22 protein-coding genes are annotated in these 19,213 nt (G+C 35.5%); 10 read left to right on the forward strand and 12 right to left on the reverse strand.

From position 1 onward, the window contains the following. Nucleotides 1–593 (reverse strand): hypothetical protein (locus DFR56_RS04110; protein WP_110394158.1); only part of this gene is annotated, 593 nt, incomplete at its 3' end. A gap of 872 nt (nucleotides 594–1,465) precedes the next feature. On the opposite strand from DFR56_RS04110, the gene DFR56_RS04115 reads away from it, so the two are divergent. The 5 genes from DFR56_RS04115 to DFR56_RS04135 all read left to right on the forward strand — a co-directional run bounded on the left by DFR56_RS04115 (nucleotide 1,466) and on the right by DFR56_RS04135 (nucleotide 6,822). Next, nucleotides 1,466–2,635 (forward strand): sensor histidine kinase, encoded by a 1,170-nt coding sequence (locus DFR56_RS04115; protein ID WP_244916425.1) that lies wholly within the window; start codon nucleotides 1,466–1,468, stop codon nucleotides 2,633–2,635. Continuing rightward, a complete protein-coding gene (locus tag DFR56_RS04120) occupies nucleotides 2,613–3,257 on the forward strand; it encodes a response regulator (RefSeq protein ID WP_110394159.1) in 645 nt (214 codons plus the stop codon). The genes DFR56_RS04115 and DFR56_RS04120 overlap by 23 nt, the downstream gene beginning before the upstream one ends. A gap of 246 nt (nucleotides 3,258–3,503) precedes the next feature. After that, nucleotides 3,504–4,436, forward strand: coding sequence for an ABC transporter ATP-binding protein (locus tag DFR56_RS04125; RefSeq protein ID WP_110394160.1), 933 nt, complete (start codon nucleotides 3,504–3,506; stop codon nucleotides 4,434–4,436). 11 nt (nucleotides 4,437–4,447) lie between these two features. Further along, the gene (locus DFR56_RS04130) at nucleotides 4,448–5,725 is read left to right on the forward strand and encodes an ABC transporter permease (RefSeq protein ID WP_110394161.1); all 1,278 of its coding nucleotides are present in this window, start codon (nucleotides 4,448–4,450) and stop codon (nucleotides 5,723–5,725) included. Then, nucleotides 5,722–6,822: an ABC transporter permease gene (locus tag DFR56_RS04135; RefSeq protein WP_110394162.1), complete on the forward strand. Its 1,101-nt coding sequence runs from the start codon at nucleotides 5,722–5,724 to the stop codon at nucleotides 6,820–6,822. The genes DFR56_RS04130 and DFR56_RS04135 overlap by 4 nt, the downstream gene beginning before the upstream one ends. Before the next feature lie 296 nt (nucleotides 6,823–7,118). Here DFR56_RS04135 and DFR56_RS04140 read toward each other — a convergent pair whose 3' ends face one another. From DFR56_RS04140 to DFR56_RS04165, 6 genes are all read right to left on the reverse strand, one after another. After that, nucleotides 7,119–7,589, reverse strand: a complete 471-nt coding sequence (locus DFR56_RS04140) for an SMI1/KNR4 family protein (RefSeq protein ID WP_110394163.1) — start codon at nucleotides 7,587–7,589, stop codon at nucleotides 7,119–7,121. A gap of 20 nt (nucleotides 7,590–7,609) precedes the next feature. After that, nucleotides 7,610–7,978: an HNH/ENDO VII family nuclease gene (locus tag DFR56_RS04145; RefSeq protein WP_211320607.1), complete on the reverse strand. Its 369-nt coding sequence runs from the start codon at nucleotides 7,976–7,978 to the stop codon at nucleotides 7,610–7,612. Nucleotides 7,979–8,070: 92 nt separating this feature from the next. Beyond that, a complete protein-coding gene (locus DFR56_RS04150) occupies nucleotides 8,071–9,135 on the reverse strand; it encodes a T7SS effector LXG polymorphic toxin (protein ID WP_110394164.1) in 1,065 nt (354 codons plus the stop codon). 80 nt (nucleotides 9,136–9,215) lie between these two features. Next, complete coding sequence (locus DFR56_RS04155) at nucleotides 9,216–9,497, reverse strand: YwqI/YxiC family protein (RefSeq protein WP_110394165.1); 282 nt, start codon at nucleotides 9,495–9,497, stop codon at nucleotides 9,216–9,218. Further along, nucleotides 9,498–9,926: a YwqH-like family protein gene (locus DFR56_RS04160; RefSeq protein ID WP_110394166.1), complete on the reverse strand. Its 429-nt coding sequence runs from the start codon at nucleotides 9,924–9,926 to the stop codon at nucleotides 9,498–9,500. 71 nt (nucleotides 9,927–9,997) lie between these two features. Beyond that, nucleotides 9,998–10,159, reverse strand: coding sequence for a RepB family plasmid replication initiator protein (locus tag DFR56_RS04165; RefSeq protein WP_110394167.1), 162 nt, complete (start codon nucleotides 10,157–10,159; stop codon nucleotides 9,998–10,000). A gap of 68 nt (nucleotides 10,160–10,227) precedes the next feature. Between DFR56_RS04165 and DFR56_RS04170 the strand changes: the two genes are divergently transcribed. After that, nucleotides 10,228–10,458 (forward strand): hypothetical protein, encoded by a 231-nt coding sequence (locus tag DFR56_RS04170; protein ID WP_110394168.1) that lies wholly within the window; start codon nucleotides 10,228–10,230, stop codon nucleotides 10,456–10,458. Between the two features lie 197 nt (nucleotides 10,459–10,655). Here the strand turns inward: DFR56_RS04170 and DFR56_RS04175 are convergent, their stop codons facing one another. Further along, nucleotides 10,656–11,510: a hypothetical protein gene (locus DFR56_RS04175; protein WP_110394169.1), complete on the reverse strand. Its 855-nt coding sequence runs from the start codon at nucleotides 11,508–11,510 to the stop codon at nucleotides 10,656–10,658. Between the two features lie 285 nt (nucleotides 11,511–11,795). Here DFR56_RS04175 and DFR56_RS04185 point away from each other — a divergent pair, with 285 nt between their 5' ends. Continuing rightward, nucleotides 11,796–11,996 (forward strand): hypothetical protein, encoded by a 201-nt coding sequence (locus DFR56_RS04185; protein WP_110394171.1) that lies wholly within the window; start codon nucleotides 11,796–11,798, stop codon nucleotides 11,994–11,996. Nucleotides 11,997–12,133: 137 nt separating this feature from the next. Here the strand turns inward: DFR56_RS04185 and DFR56_RS22815 are convergent, their stop codons facing one another. Then, a complete protein-coding gene (locus tag DFR56_RS22815) occupies nucleotides 12,134–12,280 on the reverse strand; it encodes a hypothetical protein (RefSeq protein ID WP_158525500.1) in 147 nt (48 codons plus the stop codon). Between the two features lie 227 nt (nucleotides 12,281–12,507). Between DFR56_RS22815 and DFR56_RS23945 the strand changes: the two genes are divergently transcribed. The 3 genes from DFR56_RS23945 (at nucleotide 12,508) to DFR56_RS04200 (ending at nucleotide 13,981) form a co-directional block, all read left to right on the forward strand. Continuing rightward, nucleotides 12,508–12,804: a RepB family plasmid replication initiator protein gene (locus DFR56_RS23945; protein ID WP_110394172.1), complete on the forward strand. Its 297-nt coding sequence runs from the start codon at nucleotides 12,508–12,510 to the stop codon at nucleotides 12,802–12,804. A gap of 324 nt (nucleotides 12,805–13,128) precedes the next feature. Beyond that, nucleotides 13,129–13,536 carry a DUF2569 family protein gene (locus DFR56_RS04195; RefSeq protein WP_110394173.1) on the forward strand — a complete coding sequence of 136 codons (408 nt, stop codon included), beginning with the start codon at nucleotides 13,129–13,131 and terminating at the stop codon, nucleotides 13,534–13,536. 172 nt (nucleotides 13,537–13,708) lie between these two features. Continuing rightward, nucleotides 13,709–13,981 (forward strand): carbon-nitrogen hydrolase family protein, encoded by a 273-nt coding sequence (locus DFR56_RS04200; protein WP_146214247.1) that lies wholly within the window; start codon nucleotides 13,709–13,711, stop codon nucleotides 13,979–13,981. A 242-nt stretch (nucleotides 13,982–14,223) separates the two neighbouring features. Here DFR56_RS04200 and DFR56_RS04205 read toward each other — a convergent pair whose 3' ends face one another. The 3 genes from DFR56_RS04205 to DFR56_RS04215 all read right to left on the reverse strand — a co-directional run bounded on the left by DFR56_RS04205 (nucleotide 14,224) and on the right by DFR56_RS04215 (nucleotide 18,604). Next, on the reverse strand, nucleotides 14,224–14,916 hold the full coding sequence (locus DFR56_RS04205) for an OmpA family protein (protein WP_110394175.1): 693 nt from the start codon (nucleotides 14,914–14,916) through the stop codon (nucleotides 14,224–14,226). Further along, on the reverse strand, nucleotides 14,906–16,717 hold the full coding sequence (locus tag DFR56_RS04210) for a MotA/TolQ/ExbB proton channel family protein (RefSeq protein ID WP_110394176.1): 1,812 nt from the start codon (nucleotides 16,715–16,717) through the stop codon (nucleotides 14,906–14,908). The genes DFR56_RS04205 and DFR56_RS04210 overlap by 11 nt, the downstream gene beginning before the upstream one ends. Before the next feature lie 495 nt (nucleotides 16,718–17,212). Continuing rightward, nucleotides 17,213–18,604: an MFS transporter gene (locus tag DFR56_RS04215; RefSeq protein ID WP_110394177.1), complete on the reverse strand. Its 1,392-nt coding sequence runs from the start codon at nucleotides 18,602–18,604 to the stop codon at nucleotides 17,213–17,215. Nucleotides 18,605–19,213 lie beyond the last annotated feature (609 nt).

Raw genomic sequence — 19,213 nt, forward strand, 5'->3', positions numbered from 1 at the left:
TCGCTAAATACTTCTTTCGTTTCGGCATCTTCAAGCGAGATCGTTACTTTTTCTTTTTCAATGTCTTTCCCATTGAAGACTTGATAAAATAAACTGCTCACTCCTAAGGAGAGTGTGACAAATCCATCAAAACTATTTTCAAACATTTCCTGATCGACAACCATATTTATCTTCGTAAAGTCATCATTGTATGTAATATCGTGAATGGAGGCGAATTCTTCATCTTCTGCAACCTCAGTAATCATGTTTGTTAAGTCGTCTTTCATTTCCGCTAACAATTCTTTATGTTCTTTTTTGGTCATCTTTACCGTATAAGAACCGTCATCATTTTGCGTTATATCCGAAACTTCTTCCCCCATTTCTGCCTCGATTTCCGCAAGCTCTTCTTCTCCAAATAAGGAAGTTGGAAGTGTTATTTCTACATTAAATAGTCCTTTCTCAACTTCAATTCCACCTTCTTCTTCTGTGTCTTCCGCATCTTCTGTCGCTTCCGCTTCTTTCCCTTCAGAATCATTCGCCGTTTCCTCTTTTGGTGAAGAACAACCAACAAATAGTATGGCAGTAAGCATCAAAATTAAAAAACGTTTCATCATGTAAACTATCCCCTTTTTTTTTTTTTATAGATATGCGTTGCGCGTATCTTCTACCGTTACTATACAGGAGCAACAATCCTATTCAAAGAGGAAATATGATTGATTTACATTTTTTTGCACTTATAGTGATAAAAGTATGACATTTTATTTACAATTTAATATTCGATCTCCAAATCTATTAAATAAATATCAGGTTTTGCCTGATCCTCCTTGTAAATCAATGATCATATTTGTTCCTCTATTAGAAGTTTCATCAAAGGGCACGGCAAAAGAAACGTGAAGAAAAACATAGGACCGTCCGGATTGTTCATATTTCTTCTGCCTGTGCAAGATATGTCATTTCTCCGTATACCTCTCTTGAAAGTTATCCACATTAACTAATTGTGAATAATATTCAGCCACTTCTCCTTGCGATAATGTATAATAATGAAGTCCCTTCATCTTCCTTATCAGTAATTCCCTCAGAAAAAACACTCTATTATCTTTTTTCATGACTTCGTTATCTTGAAACGTTAATCAATCGTATAAATGTCATGAATGCAGGATTTGTTTCAGTCGAAAACCGAACTCATAAACGGTATCTTTTTTCGTACAATTACACGACGAAACAAGTAGAACATAAATAAACGATTTTTCACGATCTCCCCACTCTCCCCTGCCCTATCATTTCCTTCCTCCTTGTAAAAAGCAGATCCTTTTGCAAACCATTTGCTGTTAATCTGAATTCATTTTTTCTATTTCCGCTTACTTTTTTATTCTTTTCTCGCTTATGTTTTGTCACTTATTCATTTATTTATGCTAATATAATTTTAAATAGGCTTCATCATGAATCCTTTAAGGATTTTGGTCGTAAGTTTTTATAGGGAGATCGGGTGATACGTGTGAAATCGTTTTTCGTATGGTTAACATTTTATTTAGTCGTTTGGGGGGCTTCCATCTTCCCTTTATTCGAGGATTTAGATCAGCATATATGGCGGTTATTAGGTGTTGCATTTTTCTTTTCTTTGTTTTTTATTACACCTCTTTTCAAAGAAAATAGACAGTATTTAACCATTTCATTTTGTTTACAAATAGGCATCGTAGCTTTCATTTTTTTCCCTATTGAAACGTATAACGTTAATCAGTTCGTTTTATTCATTTTCGTACTCCTTATGGCCGAAGCAACAGAGCGGTTACCTGTTAAACAAATGGTGATCGTACACCTGCTCAGTTTCTTAGCCATCATGGTGACCTTCATATTTGGTTCTGTTTCCCTCATGACTTTCCTGTTTAATATCTTTTTCATCATTATCGTATTAGCAGGGTTCATTTTTTACAAAAGTAGATATGTACGATATCAATACCTTTTATCTCAGTATGAGAAGTTATCTAGTGAATTCCGGACGCTCAAAAGAAGGATAGTCCGGGACGAAGAAAGCGCGAGACAAGAAGAACGCCATATGATTGGGCAAGAAATTCATGATTCAGTCGGACATAAACTAACTTCCCTTATCATGCAATTAGAAGCATACAGAATCCAATTAGAAACGAAAGATAGTCCGCATGTTGATCGTCTGAAAAAATTAGCGGATGAAAGTTTGGAAGAAACACGTCGTGCAGTGAAAACATATAAACAAAAAGAAGTTGGTGGATTACAAGGGGTGATGCGACTTATACGAAAATTAGAACTAGAAAGCTTTATTCGCGTTCATTTTTCCGTTAACCATGGAGCGTTTGCCGCGCCACTCACTGGTGAACAATCTTTTACGATATATCGTGCCGTTCAAGAAGGATTAACGAATATGATGAAACATAGTAAAACAAGAGAAGCCCAAATTACCTTTGATGCACCTGGAGGAAGCATTTTTCGGTTTGAAATGACGAATCCGGTTAAACATACCCACAATATCAAAGAAGGTTATGGCCTTATTTCCATGCGGGAACGATTGGAAAAGCTGGGTGGCGGTTTAGAAACCCAACGTCATGAAAAACAATTTATTTTACGGGGATGGGTAAGATTAAAAGAACGGGGGGATCGTCATGATTCGAGTGCTTCTAGCTGAAGACCAAATGATGGTTCGCCAAGGCTTAAAAGTGATGATTGAATCTGATCCAGAAATAAAAATAACTGGCGAAGCAGATGATGGTAAAGCAGCAATTAAACTTTGTGAACAACATATATATGACATTGTTATCTTAGATATTCGCATGCCTGTGATGGATGGGATTGAAGCAGCGAAAATTATTCGGGAACGATGGCCATCGGTAAAAATATTGATGCTAACTACATTTGACAATGATCAATATGTGTTAGAATCACTCAAGTTAGGTGTCAATGGCTATTTGCTTAAGAGCGGGGATACAGCATCACTCATTCGCTCTATCAAAAGTGCTTTATCTGGTGGCTTATCGATTGAAGATCAAGTAGCAGCCAAAGTGATGCCGACTTTGTTGCATCAACAATCACCACCAAAAAAGGTCGATGAGCGTTTAACCCCACGTGAAAGAGCGATTTTAACATGTATCGGTGAAGGATTAAGCAATCAAGAAATTGCTAATCGTCACGGACTTTCTGTTGGTACGATTAAGAATAATACGAGTAACATATTAAATAAGCTTGAATTACGTGACCGAACACAATTAGCCATTTATGCCATTCGCCACCGTCTCGTTGATATAGAATGAAGACAACGATTCCGATGCACAACAAGACTTGGTAGGAAAAACGTTACGACAATGCTTTTGGTTGGGCCGAGCGAAAAGCGTTTGACATTGACAACGCTAGGACGTCCTGTCCATGGAAAATAGTTATTTTATAAATAAAATGACGAAAGTAACTGTTTTCTGTTGCTTCATGACTAGAGTCAGTATCGGCTCTAGTTTTTTTCATTTATTCTTATAGATACATCAAATCAAAAGGAGTTTTCATGTATGATTGAAACCATTCAATTAAGTAAAGTGTATAAAGATAAAACGGTTGTCAACGATGTTAATCTGTATTTAGATCAAGGAGAATCTGTCGGATTACTCGGACCAAATGGAGCGGGAAAATCAACGACGATTTCGATGATTTCATCCTTATTGAAGCCAACATCCGGTGATGTGAAATTAAATGGAAAGAGTGTGATCAACGATCCGAGTGATTTAAGAAAAGTACTCGGTGTCGTCCCCCAAGAGATTGCCCTATACCAAGAACTATCTGCCTATGAAAATTTAAAATTTTTCGGACGGATTTATCAGGTGCCGAAAGATCAACTGGAATCACGTATTCAAGAAACACTAGAAATGGTTGGTCTTAAAGATCGACAAAAAGATATGATCAAAACGTTTTCAGGTGGAATGAAACGTCGGGTCAATATTGCGACTGCTTTATTACACAATCCGAAAGTTTTAATTCTTGATGAGCCAACAGTCGGTATTGATCCACAATCGCGTAATTATATTTTAGAAATGGTTCGCCAATTAAACGAGCAAAGTGGAACAACCGTCCTTTACACAAGTCATTATATGGAGGAAGTCGAGCAACTTTGTCATCGTGTCTACATTATGGATCATGGAAGAGTGATCGCTTCTGGCAACCAATCGGAACTGTTAAGTATTCTTTCTAATGAAGATACGATTAAAGTTCAACTCAATCAAATGAGCGAAGATTTTTTACAAGCAATACAAGACATCGACATTGTTCGTCAAGTTGAGGAAACAGGAGATGGTATCAAAATCATCGCCAAAAAATCGAGAAATATTATTAGTGATCTCGTTAAACTGGCAGACAAAGAAAACATTCAAATCCTCAACTTCCAAATGGAAAATCCAAGTCTTGAGGATATTTTCCTCCATTTAACTGGTCGGACATTAAGAGATTAGGAGGAGCCTATATGCTGACATTTTTAATGAAAGATTTACTATTATTTTGGCGCGACCGTAAAGAAGTTATCATTGTGATCCTTTTACCACTTGTATTAGTTGTCGTTCTCAGTGTCGCGATGTCCGGATTATTTGATGGAAATTTAAATGAGAATTACGAATTATCTTTAGGTGTAGTCAATGAAGATAACCAAGAAGAAGCAATCACAGATTTTGAGGCATTAGTCAACCAATCGCAACAAATTCCTGAAGAACTAAAACAAGAACTTCTATTACACGTTCAAGCAGCACCACCCGTGGAGTTGTTAACCGACTCTTTAACTAGCCCTGATGTAGAGAGTTGGATTACCGTTCAAACGATGTCAAGAAGTGAAGCAGAACAAAGTGTTGACAATGGTGATTTGAACGCCATGCTCGTCATTCCAGAAAATTATACAGCACAATTATTAACAAACATCTACCTCGATCAAGGAACCGAACCTTCGTTAACTTTTTTAGCAAAGGAAACAGCAGTTGAAGTGGATATGGTTTATGATGTAATCCAAAATTTCTTAGATCAAATGAACTTACATTATGCTCTATCCACATCAGGTGAGGACATAGATATCACTCACGTCGAACTGCCTGAAGGTGGCACGGAAAACATGGAAGACAATCAATCTTTTACCTTTACGATGAATCAATATTTTGCATTTTCGATGGGTACTTTGTTTGTATTGTTTATGACCAGTACAGTCGCGAGTCGAACTGGGATTGAGAAACGGGAGCATACGTTTAATCGAATCGCCTTAACGAATACACCAGCACTGCACTTTTTATTCGGCAAAACAGTTGCAACCTTTATCCTTTCCTGGCTACAAATCATGTTCGTTTTTATTGGCTCACATCTTATTTTAGGTGTTTTTGAAGATCGATCTTTTACGTTTTGGATTGGGTTAATCGTCGTGGCGTCGATGTATTCCCTTGCTATTGCAGGAGTGTCATCGATTCTGACATCGATCTCATTACGACTGAAAAATCCTGATGCTGTTGATGGTATTTTTATGATCATTATTATGCTTTTTGGTATCATCGGTGGCAGCTTTGTACCAATCTATATATTGCCGAACTGGCTCCAACAAATTGGCGAATGGACCCCAAATGGTCTGACACTTGCTACATTAATTGAGTGGTTCCAATTTGAAGATGTATCTATGCTATTGATACCTATGATCGTTTTACTCGTTATCACTTTCATTACGATCATCCTCAGTATCTTCTTATATCCTAAAAGGGGGGAATTCTCATGATTCCAATTTTTTTAGCACAGTTAGCGAAAGAGCGTCGTAACCCACTGCTGATCATCTTATTTATTGTCGCTAGTGTCGGGGCAACGGTCTTTTTTACAGATGGAACAAAAGCCCCGACAACAATAGCCATTTTTAGTGAGGGAGAAAACGCACAAACCATTGAGGAAAAATGGGAACCCTTATTAAATGAACAAGGCGATATTCGTTTCGTTATTACTGACTCTGAAACAGCAAGAGAGGATGTCCAACAGGGGCGATCAGATCTGGCAGTTAAATTATTGGAGCATGATTATCAACTGATTACGTCATCCAATTTACCGACCATCCAATACATGGATCAACATGTAAGAAAAGTTTTTGAAAAAGAAGCATTCATCGAAGCAGCCACTTCAAACTCGAATGATCCAACTGCATTGAGAATAGAAATGGAAGAAAAATTGGATAGTCCAGTCCTGAAAATGGACGTTACCTCTATTAATGGTAATGAACTTTCCAGTTATAATATGGGAACCCAATTAATGTTCGCGTTCACCTTGTTAGTAGCGATGTTTATTATCGGATTTAGAGTCAACAATGTTTTGAAAGATAAAGTGTATGGTTTATGGGATCGAATGATTTTATCACCTGTTTCAAAAACTGGTATGTATACAGGCTATATCTCTTATGCTTTCTTTATCGGCTTTGTTCAAACGTTCATCGTTCTACTCGTCTTTAAATATATTTTAAACTATGACCTTGGGAATCGTTTGGATCTACTAGTTGTCATTATCGCTTTTTTCACTTTCAGTATGGTGAGTGTTGCCACATTATTAACGGGGCTTTTGAGGAAACCTGAACATTTTTATGCGATTTATCCATCCGTCATCCCAATGATTCCATTAGTCAGTGGGGCTTATATGATGCCTGGAACAATTACCAATCCCATCTTGACATTTGTCGGAGACCTTTTCCCACTTTCTCATGCAATGGATGCTATCTTAGATGTTGTCATGTATGATGCTACTTGGCAAGATATCATACAACCACTTGTATTGATGGCTCTCATTGGAGTTATTGCCATGGGAATTGGGATTAATCTTGTTGAACGTAGAAGTTGAAGATAGTATAAGTGGCGAAAATATTTAAAAGGATGGGAGGAAGCAAAAATATGGCTTTGAAGAATAGCAATTATGGTAATTAATGATTATGTGATTATTTTTAATAAGCTACAGCTACATTAAATAGGACATACAATTTACAGTTGTTTTAAGTACTTTACTATTCGTCAAAATATTATAAGGGCTTACGTGGGTTAACTTTATCCGAAAATAAAAATAGCTTTATTCGGCACTAGGTAATCCCACCATAAAATAAACCTTGAAAGGCATTTAGCCAATCAAGGTTTTTTCAAATTCTATATTTCTTGCTTAACCAAATCTAATAAAAAATCACCAAAATCATTAGCAATTATTTCATAGGTTTGATTTTCCAAGTCAACTCCAGGCACAAAAGATACTACATTCGGTTCCCCATTATCATCTGATTGATTAAAGTCTAAACAAAATAGTTCGTCACTCCCAGTATCATATATAACTAGAAGGTTAACAGGTAGATTAATTTCTTTTCGTTCTGTTAAAGTGGACCATATAGCGTCCGGAACTGATGAATTTTCAAAATCGGCATTAATAATCCCGTAAATCTCTTGGGCTCCGAAATTACCTGCTCCAAATGTCTGTAAATAATCTAAATATAAACCAGTAAACTTTAATCCTAACTTTTCTTCTGCCAAACTTATTAATCCATCTGGATGACCACCCACAAAATCAGCAATCTCTTCTTCATTCAAAATTATTTCCTTTGCTTTTTGATAAGTATCTTTACTCATTTTCATCCCCCATTTTCACATTAGAAGTCATTGGCTCTATTTTTCCAGTATTCGGTTCTCCATTTATTAAATTCAGACCTATTTATGCCAGAAGGTATAGTATTAGGATTGATGTGAATTACAGAACTATTATCTTTATGAAACGTCTGAGTAACCTCAGCTATCGAACTTTCATTTCTTTGTGTCATGTGATGAAGGTTTATAGACTTTCCATCTGAACCAAGTGGAGCTAATCCCTTCTTCATTCTCTCAAGATTAGTTCTCCCACGTGCGTCTTTCATATTTGGATTAATAATATCATCTCTTTGGTAAACTTTCACGTTTTTAAATTGGGTGGTTTTATTCCAATATTTATAACCATTATCTGTACCCTTACCTAACTTATTCAACCCACCCCCAACATCATTCAATGATTTATATAATGGTTTTCCTAACTTAAACGGATTTGGAAATAAAAAGATACCTGCAATAACTTTTTCAGCTACGGTTGAATCTGAATCAGATAATGTGATAATCTCATCAATCGGGCTAATAACGTGATATACAATATAACCTCCCCATATAACACATTCCCTATTAAGGGTAGCCCTTCCATCGTTCCAGCATATGGAGAATTGCCTCCCATTACTTTTCTTCGATCTTGATATGTGATTGGACCATAATCAGGATTTTCATAACCCGCAAATGGATTCCCTCCAGAATTCGGCTCCAAATTATGTAAGTATTTACGAAGTGCATCTTCTTCTTTAGTAAGTTTATTTTCTTCAGATAAATCTTGATATTCCTTCGTTTCTTTTAATTTGTCAAGATCAGAGGCAGTGACAGGATGATTCCTGTACAGCACTGGAAGCATTTTGTCTGGATGTAAGAAAAAAATAAGTGGTTCAATGGTAGAAAGGATATTTACAAATTTTATAAAGCCATCTTCTACAGGATTGACCTTTCCAACTAATTCATTGAAGGCACCACTGTCCCGAAGTTGATTCGGATTAAAATCAAGAACCGTTATATCTCCATTATGAAGCATACTTCCGATTTCTTCTACATAGTTTTTCATCTTTTCAGTCTTACACAACATGCGATCCAATGCATTTGACTGAGCATGATCCAATTCATGTAAATTTTCTATCGTTGTCTTAGTCTTTTTCTTTGCCTCCTGTACTTTTTGGATTAACTCAATTTCATTCAATTTCGGCAAGGAAACAATATCTTGCACTTCATATATTTTTTTGTTCACTTCATCGGTAATTCCTTGCGTTACGTCTACCAACTTATTTAACTTTTGCTCAATGTCTGATTCTAAAAAGTTTTGTTCAATGAAACCGTCTGATTCTGGCTCATATGAATGAATTGCTTCTTGCATCTCCACTAAGGTTTTCTTATAATCCTGCAAGACTTCTGTCATATAAAGTAAGAAAGGTTTGTGACAAGTTGCATAAAACATTCGGATCGATTCAGCAGCTTTGCCTTTAAAGGAACTTTCGAGTGAAATAACTCCTTCTATAGCTTTTTGTATTGTTTCAACTTGTTCATTGCAAGCTTGTATATTTTTTTTGTCCCATCAATCCCTTTATCCAATGCATGTACATCTAAGGTTTTCATTTATACCTCCTAGCATAACGTGAACTATTTTAATGATTGGATTTCCGTGGCGATATTTTCTTCCGTTTCTTTTAAAACATCAACAGATTTTCTCGTTTTTTCTTCACTATTTAATAGCAACGTTTGATACATTTCTAAAACATTTGTAAATGCATCATTAAGTTGGTTACACTTATCGACCATTTCAAGTTTGCATTTTCCTTGAATGGTAGTTGAAAAACTTGTCTCCATCGATTGAATCGAATTTTTTAGATCATTCAAAACGTTCTCCACATCAGCTTCGATTACTTTAATTTCTGTACTCACTTACGCCATTAACTCCTTTCGTCTTTGATCCCTTAAACCAGATAATTTTGACTCTCGGAAAGAAATATTTCCTTCTATTGATGTGATTGATTGTTTGATAGACTGAATTTCATTTTTCAATTGTTGTAAGATCGAATCTAGTTGTTTCTTTGAAATAGACTGGTAGCTAACTTCGATTTCTGATTCCTGAAATGATTCAAAATCCCTTGCTAAACGTCCATGCCAAGTATGATTAGATAATCTCGGTGTGGTACAAAAATTTTTATATTGTTGAAATTCTGTTTGGCTACGTTGTAAATCGATATATGTTTTCTCCAAACGATCAAGGTTCATTCTTTGTTCATATAGCGTTCCATTTAACTCACGTATAGAGGCTTCCGTATTAAAAATTTGCATATTAATTAAAGATAATTTACTTATTTTTATCATCCCATCCGCTTCTTTTAAATATAAATTTCCTGTCTTTCCCCCAACTATTTTTGGGTTATTTACCCTTATGTTTAATATAATTTCAACAACTTTTCTGCCTTATTTATTTCATCAAAAGAAAAAGTTAAACTTTCTTTTTTGTCTAATTCTTTTTTTGCTTGTTGCAGCACTCTTAGTTTAAATTGACCATACTGTTTATACTTATCTCCGACTCCTAACATTTGCTGAAGCAATATATGATAGCGATCTTCAGCTACTGAACATAAAATATTACGATATGCTGCTAGTAAAATAAGAGCTTTTGTTAGATAATTATAATTATAATATAAAAACAGAAGACATAAACAGATGGGAAAAATTCGGAATTAATTTACTCAGTGAGGTGTTGGAAGAGGTAAATGGAAGAAATATTACGTACCCAAAAGCATATATTGAAAAAGTATTGGAAGAAAAATTTGAAAGTACTGGAAAACAAATAGAAAAAATTTGGGGCCAAAATAAAGAATACATACTAAAAAGTTTACAAATTTAAGCCTTTAATTTTCCCTTTGCTTGATGACGAAAGAGGTTGCCTTAACGGCAACCTCTAAGCCTTTAGGCAAATGAGCGCCTAGTTGGAGTAGTACCAGAAAAGCTGTCATCAAGTGCATATGCTATTTATACTGTTACTATCTTGTTAGTGTGCTGTTATTCCCGTTATGCAGAATCTGATGGCTTTTTCTTTATGATTTATACGCCACATCCAACGCAACCACGTTTAATTCTTTCTGCTTTACCTAAATATACATTTTTACCATTATAAACCGCATAGTCATATGATACTGTCTTACGATCAACCAAAGGAGATTTACCTCTTGTGTACATGTATAAATGAGATCTACCTACATTAGTTGGATATTGTGACGATGCAGCATAATTGTATGCCATTCCAACGGCTAAACTTCCCACCATACTACCAAAAGCTCCACCTATAACCCCACCGAGGATCGTTCCTATAATACCGCCTAATGCACTCGCCGTATAGGTGTGAAAGTTTCTTTGTGCATTGACATTAACCCATTTAGTTGATTGCAGTTTCCAACTGCTCATTATCCCGACTTCACCAGATTCGATAGTTTCATTATTAAACGTCAAAGCTGTTTCACTGTCGTCTGAACTATCACTTATAGTAACTTCAATGTGATGTTCTTCTCCATTAATCAAGAAGTCATATTCGCCAATCCGCTCCACTACTTCAATTATTTCATCAGTAATGGCTACAAACGTGTCCTCATTATCCGTACCTAATATTATATTCTTTTCACCATTATTAATACCTGCGTAAATAAGATTCTTCTCAAAGCTTTCTAATGACTTCTTGGCAATCTGTTTGTTTTCCTTAGATAACTCTTCGCTAGTATCGGCTGTTTTCAATTCGAGTGCTTCAAGATGATTTGTTATGTCCTGTTGTTCCGTTTTGCTTAAATTATTCATTGTTTCAGAGAGTCCATGCTCTGTCTGATTTGCAAATGCGGATGGGGTAATGTTGAATATCAACATTACGATTAATCCTAAAACAATAGGTTTTAAAAATCTTTTCTTCATTTTTTACACTCCTTATATTATATATTTACCTGATTGAAACCTTTGACACCAGTTAAAAAATGAACTAATATCCCCCCTCTATTTTAAACAATGTTTAGCTTCTGTAATGTAAATCTATCATTAAATTCAATAATTTGCAAACTATCATAGTATTCTGACATATCATAAAAATAACTTGCAATTTTTTTGTGGTTTGTTATGATGTAAAAAAGTTCAAAAACAATCGAAATGGTGGGCTTTTCAAATAAAATGTCATTTTTCACATCGAAAGGAGGGTAAATCATTATGCTATTTAATAAAGAACATCCGTGGCGTTTTACTATAGGGGGTTGGGGAGGATTTGTTCTGGCAACTATTTTGCTCTTAATATTTGGTTCTGATATATATCCGATACTTGGTTTTTTAACTGGAGCAATATTAGTGACTATTGGAAACGTTATTTATGTACTTTACACAAAGTGGAAGTCAAAGGAAGGGGAAAAATAAAGCCTTTGTTTTCAGGTTAGTTTGTTTTAAATTAATGTAAACTTCTTCCGCCTGTATTTTAGTGGCAACAAATAGATGAAGTATGACAAACATGGGCTCTGCCTTTGAATTCACCCCAAATAATAGCACACACGAGATCATAAAGTGACTAGTACTATAAACGGACGTAAATCGCGATTTTCTTTTGTTAAAGGGGCAGCGCCCAATGAGTTAATGGCTTCAGCATTAGCAACAAATTCCGCTCGTTGTTCTTTTGTCGTATTGGTAACACTGTATTTATTCAATTTTTCATACTCGGCTCCTTTTTAATACCAAGTGCCACCAGTCAACATTAGCATAATGCACATTCAAGCAATTTTCTTCTTTGTTCCGCTCAACCTTCACAATGTCCGTTAAAGTGTAGTTTTTACGCTGTTCCAATCCCGTGCTACTGGGTATGGATTGCATATGTTTCTAGTAAAACCTTGTATTCTTGGTTATTTAGATGTCTGGCTACTAGGTAGATTTTTCATTGTTTTTCCCTCGATTCATTTATTTTATCAATCAAATCGCTCAAATAAAAAATAATGAAGAAATAGGATGGTTTCCTTGGCTATCCGCTCTTAGATATAAGAATGATGTAATCTATCTCTCTTTTAACATACATATTAAAGAACTCATTTTTGAACTTAAAAATGGTTATACAAAATATGAGTTCAACTATATTGGTAATATGAGAAGCCCCTACACTATAAGATTATTTGAACTAATTAAGCAATACGCCAAGATTGGTAAAAGAAGACTTAGAGTAGAAACATTAAATTTTTAATTCTCTTTCTTGTTAATTCATCTGCAATTTGTTCAAATTGTTGGTGATATCTGTTACTTCTTATACCGGCAGCTTGCATAAATTCTGTAACAGTAAATTTTACATCTAGAAACTCTCGTTAGAACTTTCTAATATTTCCATTAATATTGAATACCATTATAAGTCTATACCAAGATGATTTGATAACAAATGGTAAAAATGCAAGCAAATAATGCTTGATGACAAATTATTTTTTCATCATCTGTTTTGCTTCTCTTGTGGAATTTTAGTAGAATACGATTATATGTGTGTGGCAGCAGTAATACTAAAAAGGAGAGTTAGTAAATGAGTAAGAATACAACAAATAATGAGCCAGTTTTCGAAACAAATCATCCATATGCTATTATTTCTGGGTGGTTAATTATTCCTGCGATTGCGACTGTGTTAACATTTATCGGATCGATTATTATGGTTACTTTTCAGAAACCATCTCAGCTTGAAGGTTTTGACTTATTTATCTATTATACTGATTTATTATTTGTTCCTTTTTTATTAATCGTATTCTATACTTGGATCAAGCGTAAGAAAATTTTGCCGATATTAATGATTGTTTTCTTTCTATTAAATTCGGCTTGGAACTTAGTATATTTAGCGAATGGATATAATATTGATTTACTCAATTTAGGAATGAGCATTATTTGGATCATTTATTTTATTAAATCTAAACGTGTGAAAGCGACATTTACCGCTTAATTATGATCTGCCTTCTATTCCCCATTAAGAAGGCTTTTCAATTCTCCCCTCCTAGTTTTCATTTTTACCACCTTTTAAAAAAACCACCATTTGCAATCTCCAAATGATAGATAAATTTTTTGTACTTGTAGAACTTCATATTTATCCTTGTCTTATAACAGATCTATAGTTTATGGCGAATCTCAGTGGTTTTATGGCGCTTCTTCCCGAGTATATGGCGAATCTCAGAGGTTTTATGGCGCTTCTTCCGGGTTATATGGCGGATCTCGAGGGTTTTATGGCGCTTCTTCCGGGGTATATGGCGAATCTCGGGGGTTTTATGGCGCTTCTTCCGGGGTATATGGCGAATCTCCGGGGTTTTCTGGCGCTTCTTCCGGATTATACGGCGAATCTCGGGGGTTTTATGGCGCTTCTTCCGGGTTATATGGCGAATCTCTATTGGTAGAACTCCTTTTATTGTTCATCAACTATTCATATACAAGAAAAAAAGACCATACTTTGAAGTAAGGCCCCCATTAATTTACAACTTCCCCCAAAATCTCAATCGTTTATACTAGTAATAAAAAAAATGAAAAGGATCTATAAAAGATAAATGTATAAATCATTGAAAAACCTATCATCCCGCCTTATCCATTACACCATCTTTTTCTATTAACTCTCCGTTTATATTCCATACAGCATACTTTACTACTCTCCCAACAACTCCCTCGTTTTATTTAAAATTTCTTCATCTTTTAGACGAAATTTAAATTCAACTCTACGTGATGCGTCAGCGCTGTAATTTCCGTCCTCATCCGTTCGAAAGTCAGTAAATGATTTGCTGTTGACGGTTAATTTTTCTTCAAGTTCGGCTTGAATATGTTTGTACGGAAATTCATTGCTCATTATATATGATGCGACACTATATGCTCTATCTTGAGCGAGTTCAAGATTGTATAAATAATCCCCATCCCTGTCCGTATGCCCTTCGATAATAATTTCAGCAATATAATCTTCATAACCACTTTCGAGTAGTACATCTAAATATCTCGGTACGAATTCATCTAAAAAAGTATATGACTGCTTTTTTAGTGCCGCATCGTCATAAGCAAATAAAATTTCTGTATCAAAAATAATGGCCCCTGTTTTTTCATCGACTTCAATTCCGTAAGCTGAATCGGTAAATTCTGTATGTAACTCTTTGACAAGTTCAGCACGCACCCCCATAATTTGGTCAAGTGTCCTCTTCATTTCTTCGATTTGAAGGGATTTGATGACCATCATGATGATAAAAATTAACATAAAACAGAGTAAAATAGTTGTCAGCAAGTCCGTAAAAGATGGCCAAAAACGCCCTTCCTCTTCTTCTCCTTTAAATAGTTTTTGATATTTAGTATTCATTTTGATCCAACCCTGTTCGTTTACTTGCTGCTTGTTGTCCAATCGATTCTACATGCCTATTCAGTGTCTGGGTTTCACGATTTAACTCTTGCAATAATTGCTGAACTTGACGTGCATGATTTTGATTGGTTTCTTCTGATAGACGTCGCATTTCTGTTATTTCTCGTTTCAATCCGTCACTTGTGACATACATAGAATTTTCGATGTTGCGGATGACGGTATCTAGTTTTTGTCCCAGGGTGCCTTCAAGGCTTGAGACATAATTAGATAATGTTTCCTTTAGCATCGCCACATTTGTTTCAAGTTGCTGGTCTCTTTGGATAAATGTTTGATTCACTTGTGTTACTGTCCGATTTATTTCATTCATTAGTTCATTATTTTTTGTTGCCATCTGTTCAAAACTTGTTGTTGCATCGTGCATATTTTTTTCAAAGTTTGCTGAGTCTGTTGCATGACTTTTCAAATGCTCGTTAAACGATTCATTAAATTGCTTTAATTCGCGGAAACGATCACCTAATAAACTTTTATATTCTGTTTGTGTTTTGTTAATGATATCTAATGCTTCAGGCAATGTTGTGATCGAACTGCCGATTTTGTTCAAGCTCGTTGTCAGTTCACCTAAGTGATTCGTCATATTCGAGAGTTTTATTTGTAAATCGTCGCCAAAAATATCTCTTAATTGCCGTTCATGCTGTCCCATTATGTTCACTAAGTCTTCTGTTTTATTCGATATCCCATCGAGTGCATCGTGAACATCTTTTTGTTCATCTAATAAGGAAGAAGTAAAACTTTTTAGATCAGAAACAGATGTATCAAACTGTTCTAAACTATTTATTTGCGCTTGAGAAACATCTTGGATTTTTTCATACGTATGTTCAAAAACATGTGCGATTCGTTCGTTTTTTCGTTCTGCTTGTTTAAAATAAGTAAATAAGGAAGCGAAATTTTTATTTAATTGGGTCGTCCCTTCACTAAATCCATCTGTAATTACTTTCATTTGCTGAAAAAGCTCTTGAAATGTTTCTAAATTTTCAGAGAGCCCATCATTAAATGCTGCTAAATCTTTCGCTGATTGCTGGAGCCCTGAAGTATAGTCTTTAAAGCCGTGAAACGCATCAACAATTCCTTCATTCGTCTGTTGTAAATGGATAATCCCCTCATGGATCTTTTCAGATACTCCAATCATCCGGTTCATTCCATGTTGCTCTTCGCCTTCTAAATGAGATTCTAATCGTAACATTAAATCGGTAAGCATATATTCTGTATTGAAGATCCGAACGAGAACGGTCATGATGAGGGAAAAGCCCATCCCGATAATGCTCGTATAAAATGCAACGTCAATACCAGAAAGCACACCAGCAACATTTTCCACTAGCTGTTCACTACTTGCATTGATGCTTCCAAGGGAGATCGTCAGTCCAATAAATGTCCCAAGCACACCGAGCAAAATAAAGACGGATATCGTCATTTGTACTAATTTGATTGCACTTATGACAGGGAGTTGAAAAATACGCCAGCTTGATATTTTTTCTTGAACGAATGTTTCTACTTTCATCGCTTCATCTGTTTGGCGGTCATCAAATTCTCGCTTAAATGTTTGAAGTGGCTCGATATCAAAACGATTTGTTTCTTTGATATAATTACGTGTTCTTCTAATCTTGAAAAACAATGCTAAATGTGTGAAAAGTGTCACCAAAAAGAGGATAAACAAAGCCATGAAGATGACTTCAATAATCGGATTTTCTAGCATTGCTTCTGCCTTTTGTTCTGTAGTGATAAGTTCTAATAAGGCTTGTAACATTATTTTTCCTCCTACAAAAATACTTCTTTCTTCATAAGTATTCGAGGCTTGGTCAAATCATGTTATAAACCTGATGTAATTTAAAAATCCACTAGCAGAAAATGGCATTGGTTACTTTTGATGCTTTTTTGAGGGATACTCGCCTGATAGAGCAGAATGCAGGTCACTTCTTCCGCTTTTCCGATAGTTCATACCCGAGGGAGATCGACGCAGGTCACTTCTTCCGCTTTTGCCGGGAGTTCATACCCGAGGGAGATCGACGCAGGTCACTTCTTCCGCTTTTGCCGGGAGTTCATACCCGAGGGAGATCGACGCAGGTCACTTCTTCCGCTTTTGCCGGGAGTTCATACCCGAGGGAGATCGACGCAGGTCACTTCTTCCGCTTTTGCCGGGAGTTCATACCCGAGGGAGATCGACGCAGGTCACTTCTTCCGCTTTTTTCGGGAGGTTCATACCAAAGTGAGCTTGGCACGAGTTATTTATTTTGCTTTTCGTTTACTTTTTCCGGTCATGAATATCTTGCACAATAGTTGTATAGTGATGATCTAATCTGTACATCCAAAGGAGAATTACTTGCCCTATTCCAAGTAGCAACGGAATATGAATATTAAGAGCATAAATCATTTGTGTAGCTGAAGCAGTTTGCTCTGGAATACCTGCAGCATAACCACCGAATGCTAACAGCCATCCAATGATTGCACCGCCAATCCCTGCTCCAAGCTTCATACCAAAACTTGCACCACTATTGATTAATCCTTCGATACGAATACCTAATTTCCATTCGGTAAACTCCGCGGTATCGTTAATCATCGCATAAAGTACTGTAATCGTTGGAATTAAGCCAAATCCTTGAATAATACTTCCAATGATATAAATAGTTACGTTTGTTGGGTCAATCAGCTTAACCAAGCCTCCAACAACTCCGATAATAACTGCAACAAGAGCGACATTACGTTTACCAAACTTGTTAACTAGTCGGGCAATAAAAAAGAAACTAACAATAGTAGGTACGAATAAGGCTAGAGCAAAAAGAGAAAATAAACTTGTATTACTAAATACATATGTTGCGTAATAGAGACCCGCACTAGAAAGCAATGCTTGAAATATATACGAGATGACACAATATAGAGAAATAATGATCCAATATTTATTTGTAATAAGTGCCTTGAATTCTATTTTAAATGCAGTCTTTTCCTTCTTCTCTAATGAAGGTTTCTTCTGAATCCGTTCCTTTGTGGATCGAAAAGCAATGTTGCTTGTAGCGACAGTGGTTAATCCTAATATGCCGGCAACGACAGTCCAACCAATGCTTCCTCCAATTGCACTTGCTATAGGTTCTGTAAGGATCATAACCGAAAGCGTAGCAAGCATGGTAAAAACACCAGTGTAAATATTAATAAGTGAACGTCCTTGTTGATCTTGTGTCATTAATCCTAACAACGTTTTATAAGGGATAGAAATAGCTGTATAACATATAATTAGGGCTATATAGGATATGTAAGCGTATACAATTTTATACGTCATACTCACATCAGGGACAGCAAAAAGTAAGACAGAGGTAACACCAAAAGGGATAGCCATCCAAAGAACCCACGGACGTGCTTTTCCATGTTTCGATTTCGTTCGATCAACAACTGTTCCCATTCCCAAGTCTGTTATCCCATCGAACACACGTACAATGAGCATAAGTGTCCCGACGACTCCTGCAGATATCCCTACAATATCCGTGTAATAAAATGTTAAGAATGATCCAACCATTGTCCAAACTAAAATAATACCAAAAAAACCAAGTCCATAATGGATCATTTCCTTACGAGCTGGAACTTCTTTGTGAACAAGGATTTGTGATCCCTGATCTTGTTTATCTTCTAACTGATTCGTAGACATTCTCTGTTCCCCCTCTCCTTACAATTAATAGATGTAAAAATGCTATTGAAATTTTTAGATTATTAAGAATTATACCACAACATGATAATGTTTGTCATGCTCATATTTTAGAAGAGATTGTCGAAATTGCTTACTATGTTTAGATGACAAGTAAACAAACCCTTATGGAGAACTTGTAGACTTATTAAAAAGTAGAATTGGATTAAACGATCATATACTAAAATTTTTAGGATAACAAATTCCATACTTCCCTTTTAGTAGGTAAAAATACTACCTTCTTAACTGTTTAAGTGCAACGTTCATTCTCGCAAGGGGGTTGGAATTAAGCCAAGTTTTCTAATCACTTTCAGTTAAATATTACGTAATAAGTATATAAATTCCGCATCTGTACAGGTTTTGGCTATTGTACATGTCTAACTAAAACAATGAATAATTTTTGAACCGTAAACTATTAATCCAACTTTATTTAACCATACACTCAAGGAAAAATAGAATACCCTTTTCTCACTAATCCTTCATACAATTTGTAGTATAATAGTTTTTTAATTGTATGAAAATTTAAATTATGCTTTATTTTCCATTAATAGTTCAGTAATATAGAGGATAACA

Source organism: Pseudogracilibacillus auburnensis (genome assembly GCF_003201975.1).
Lineage (GTDB): Bacteria > Bacillota > Bacilli > Bacillales > Amphibacillaceae > Pseudogracilibacillus > Pseudogracilibacillus auburnensis.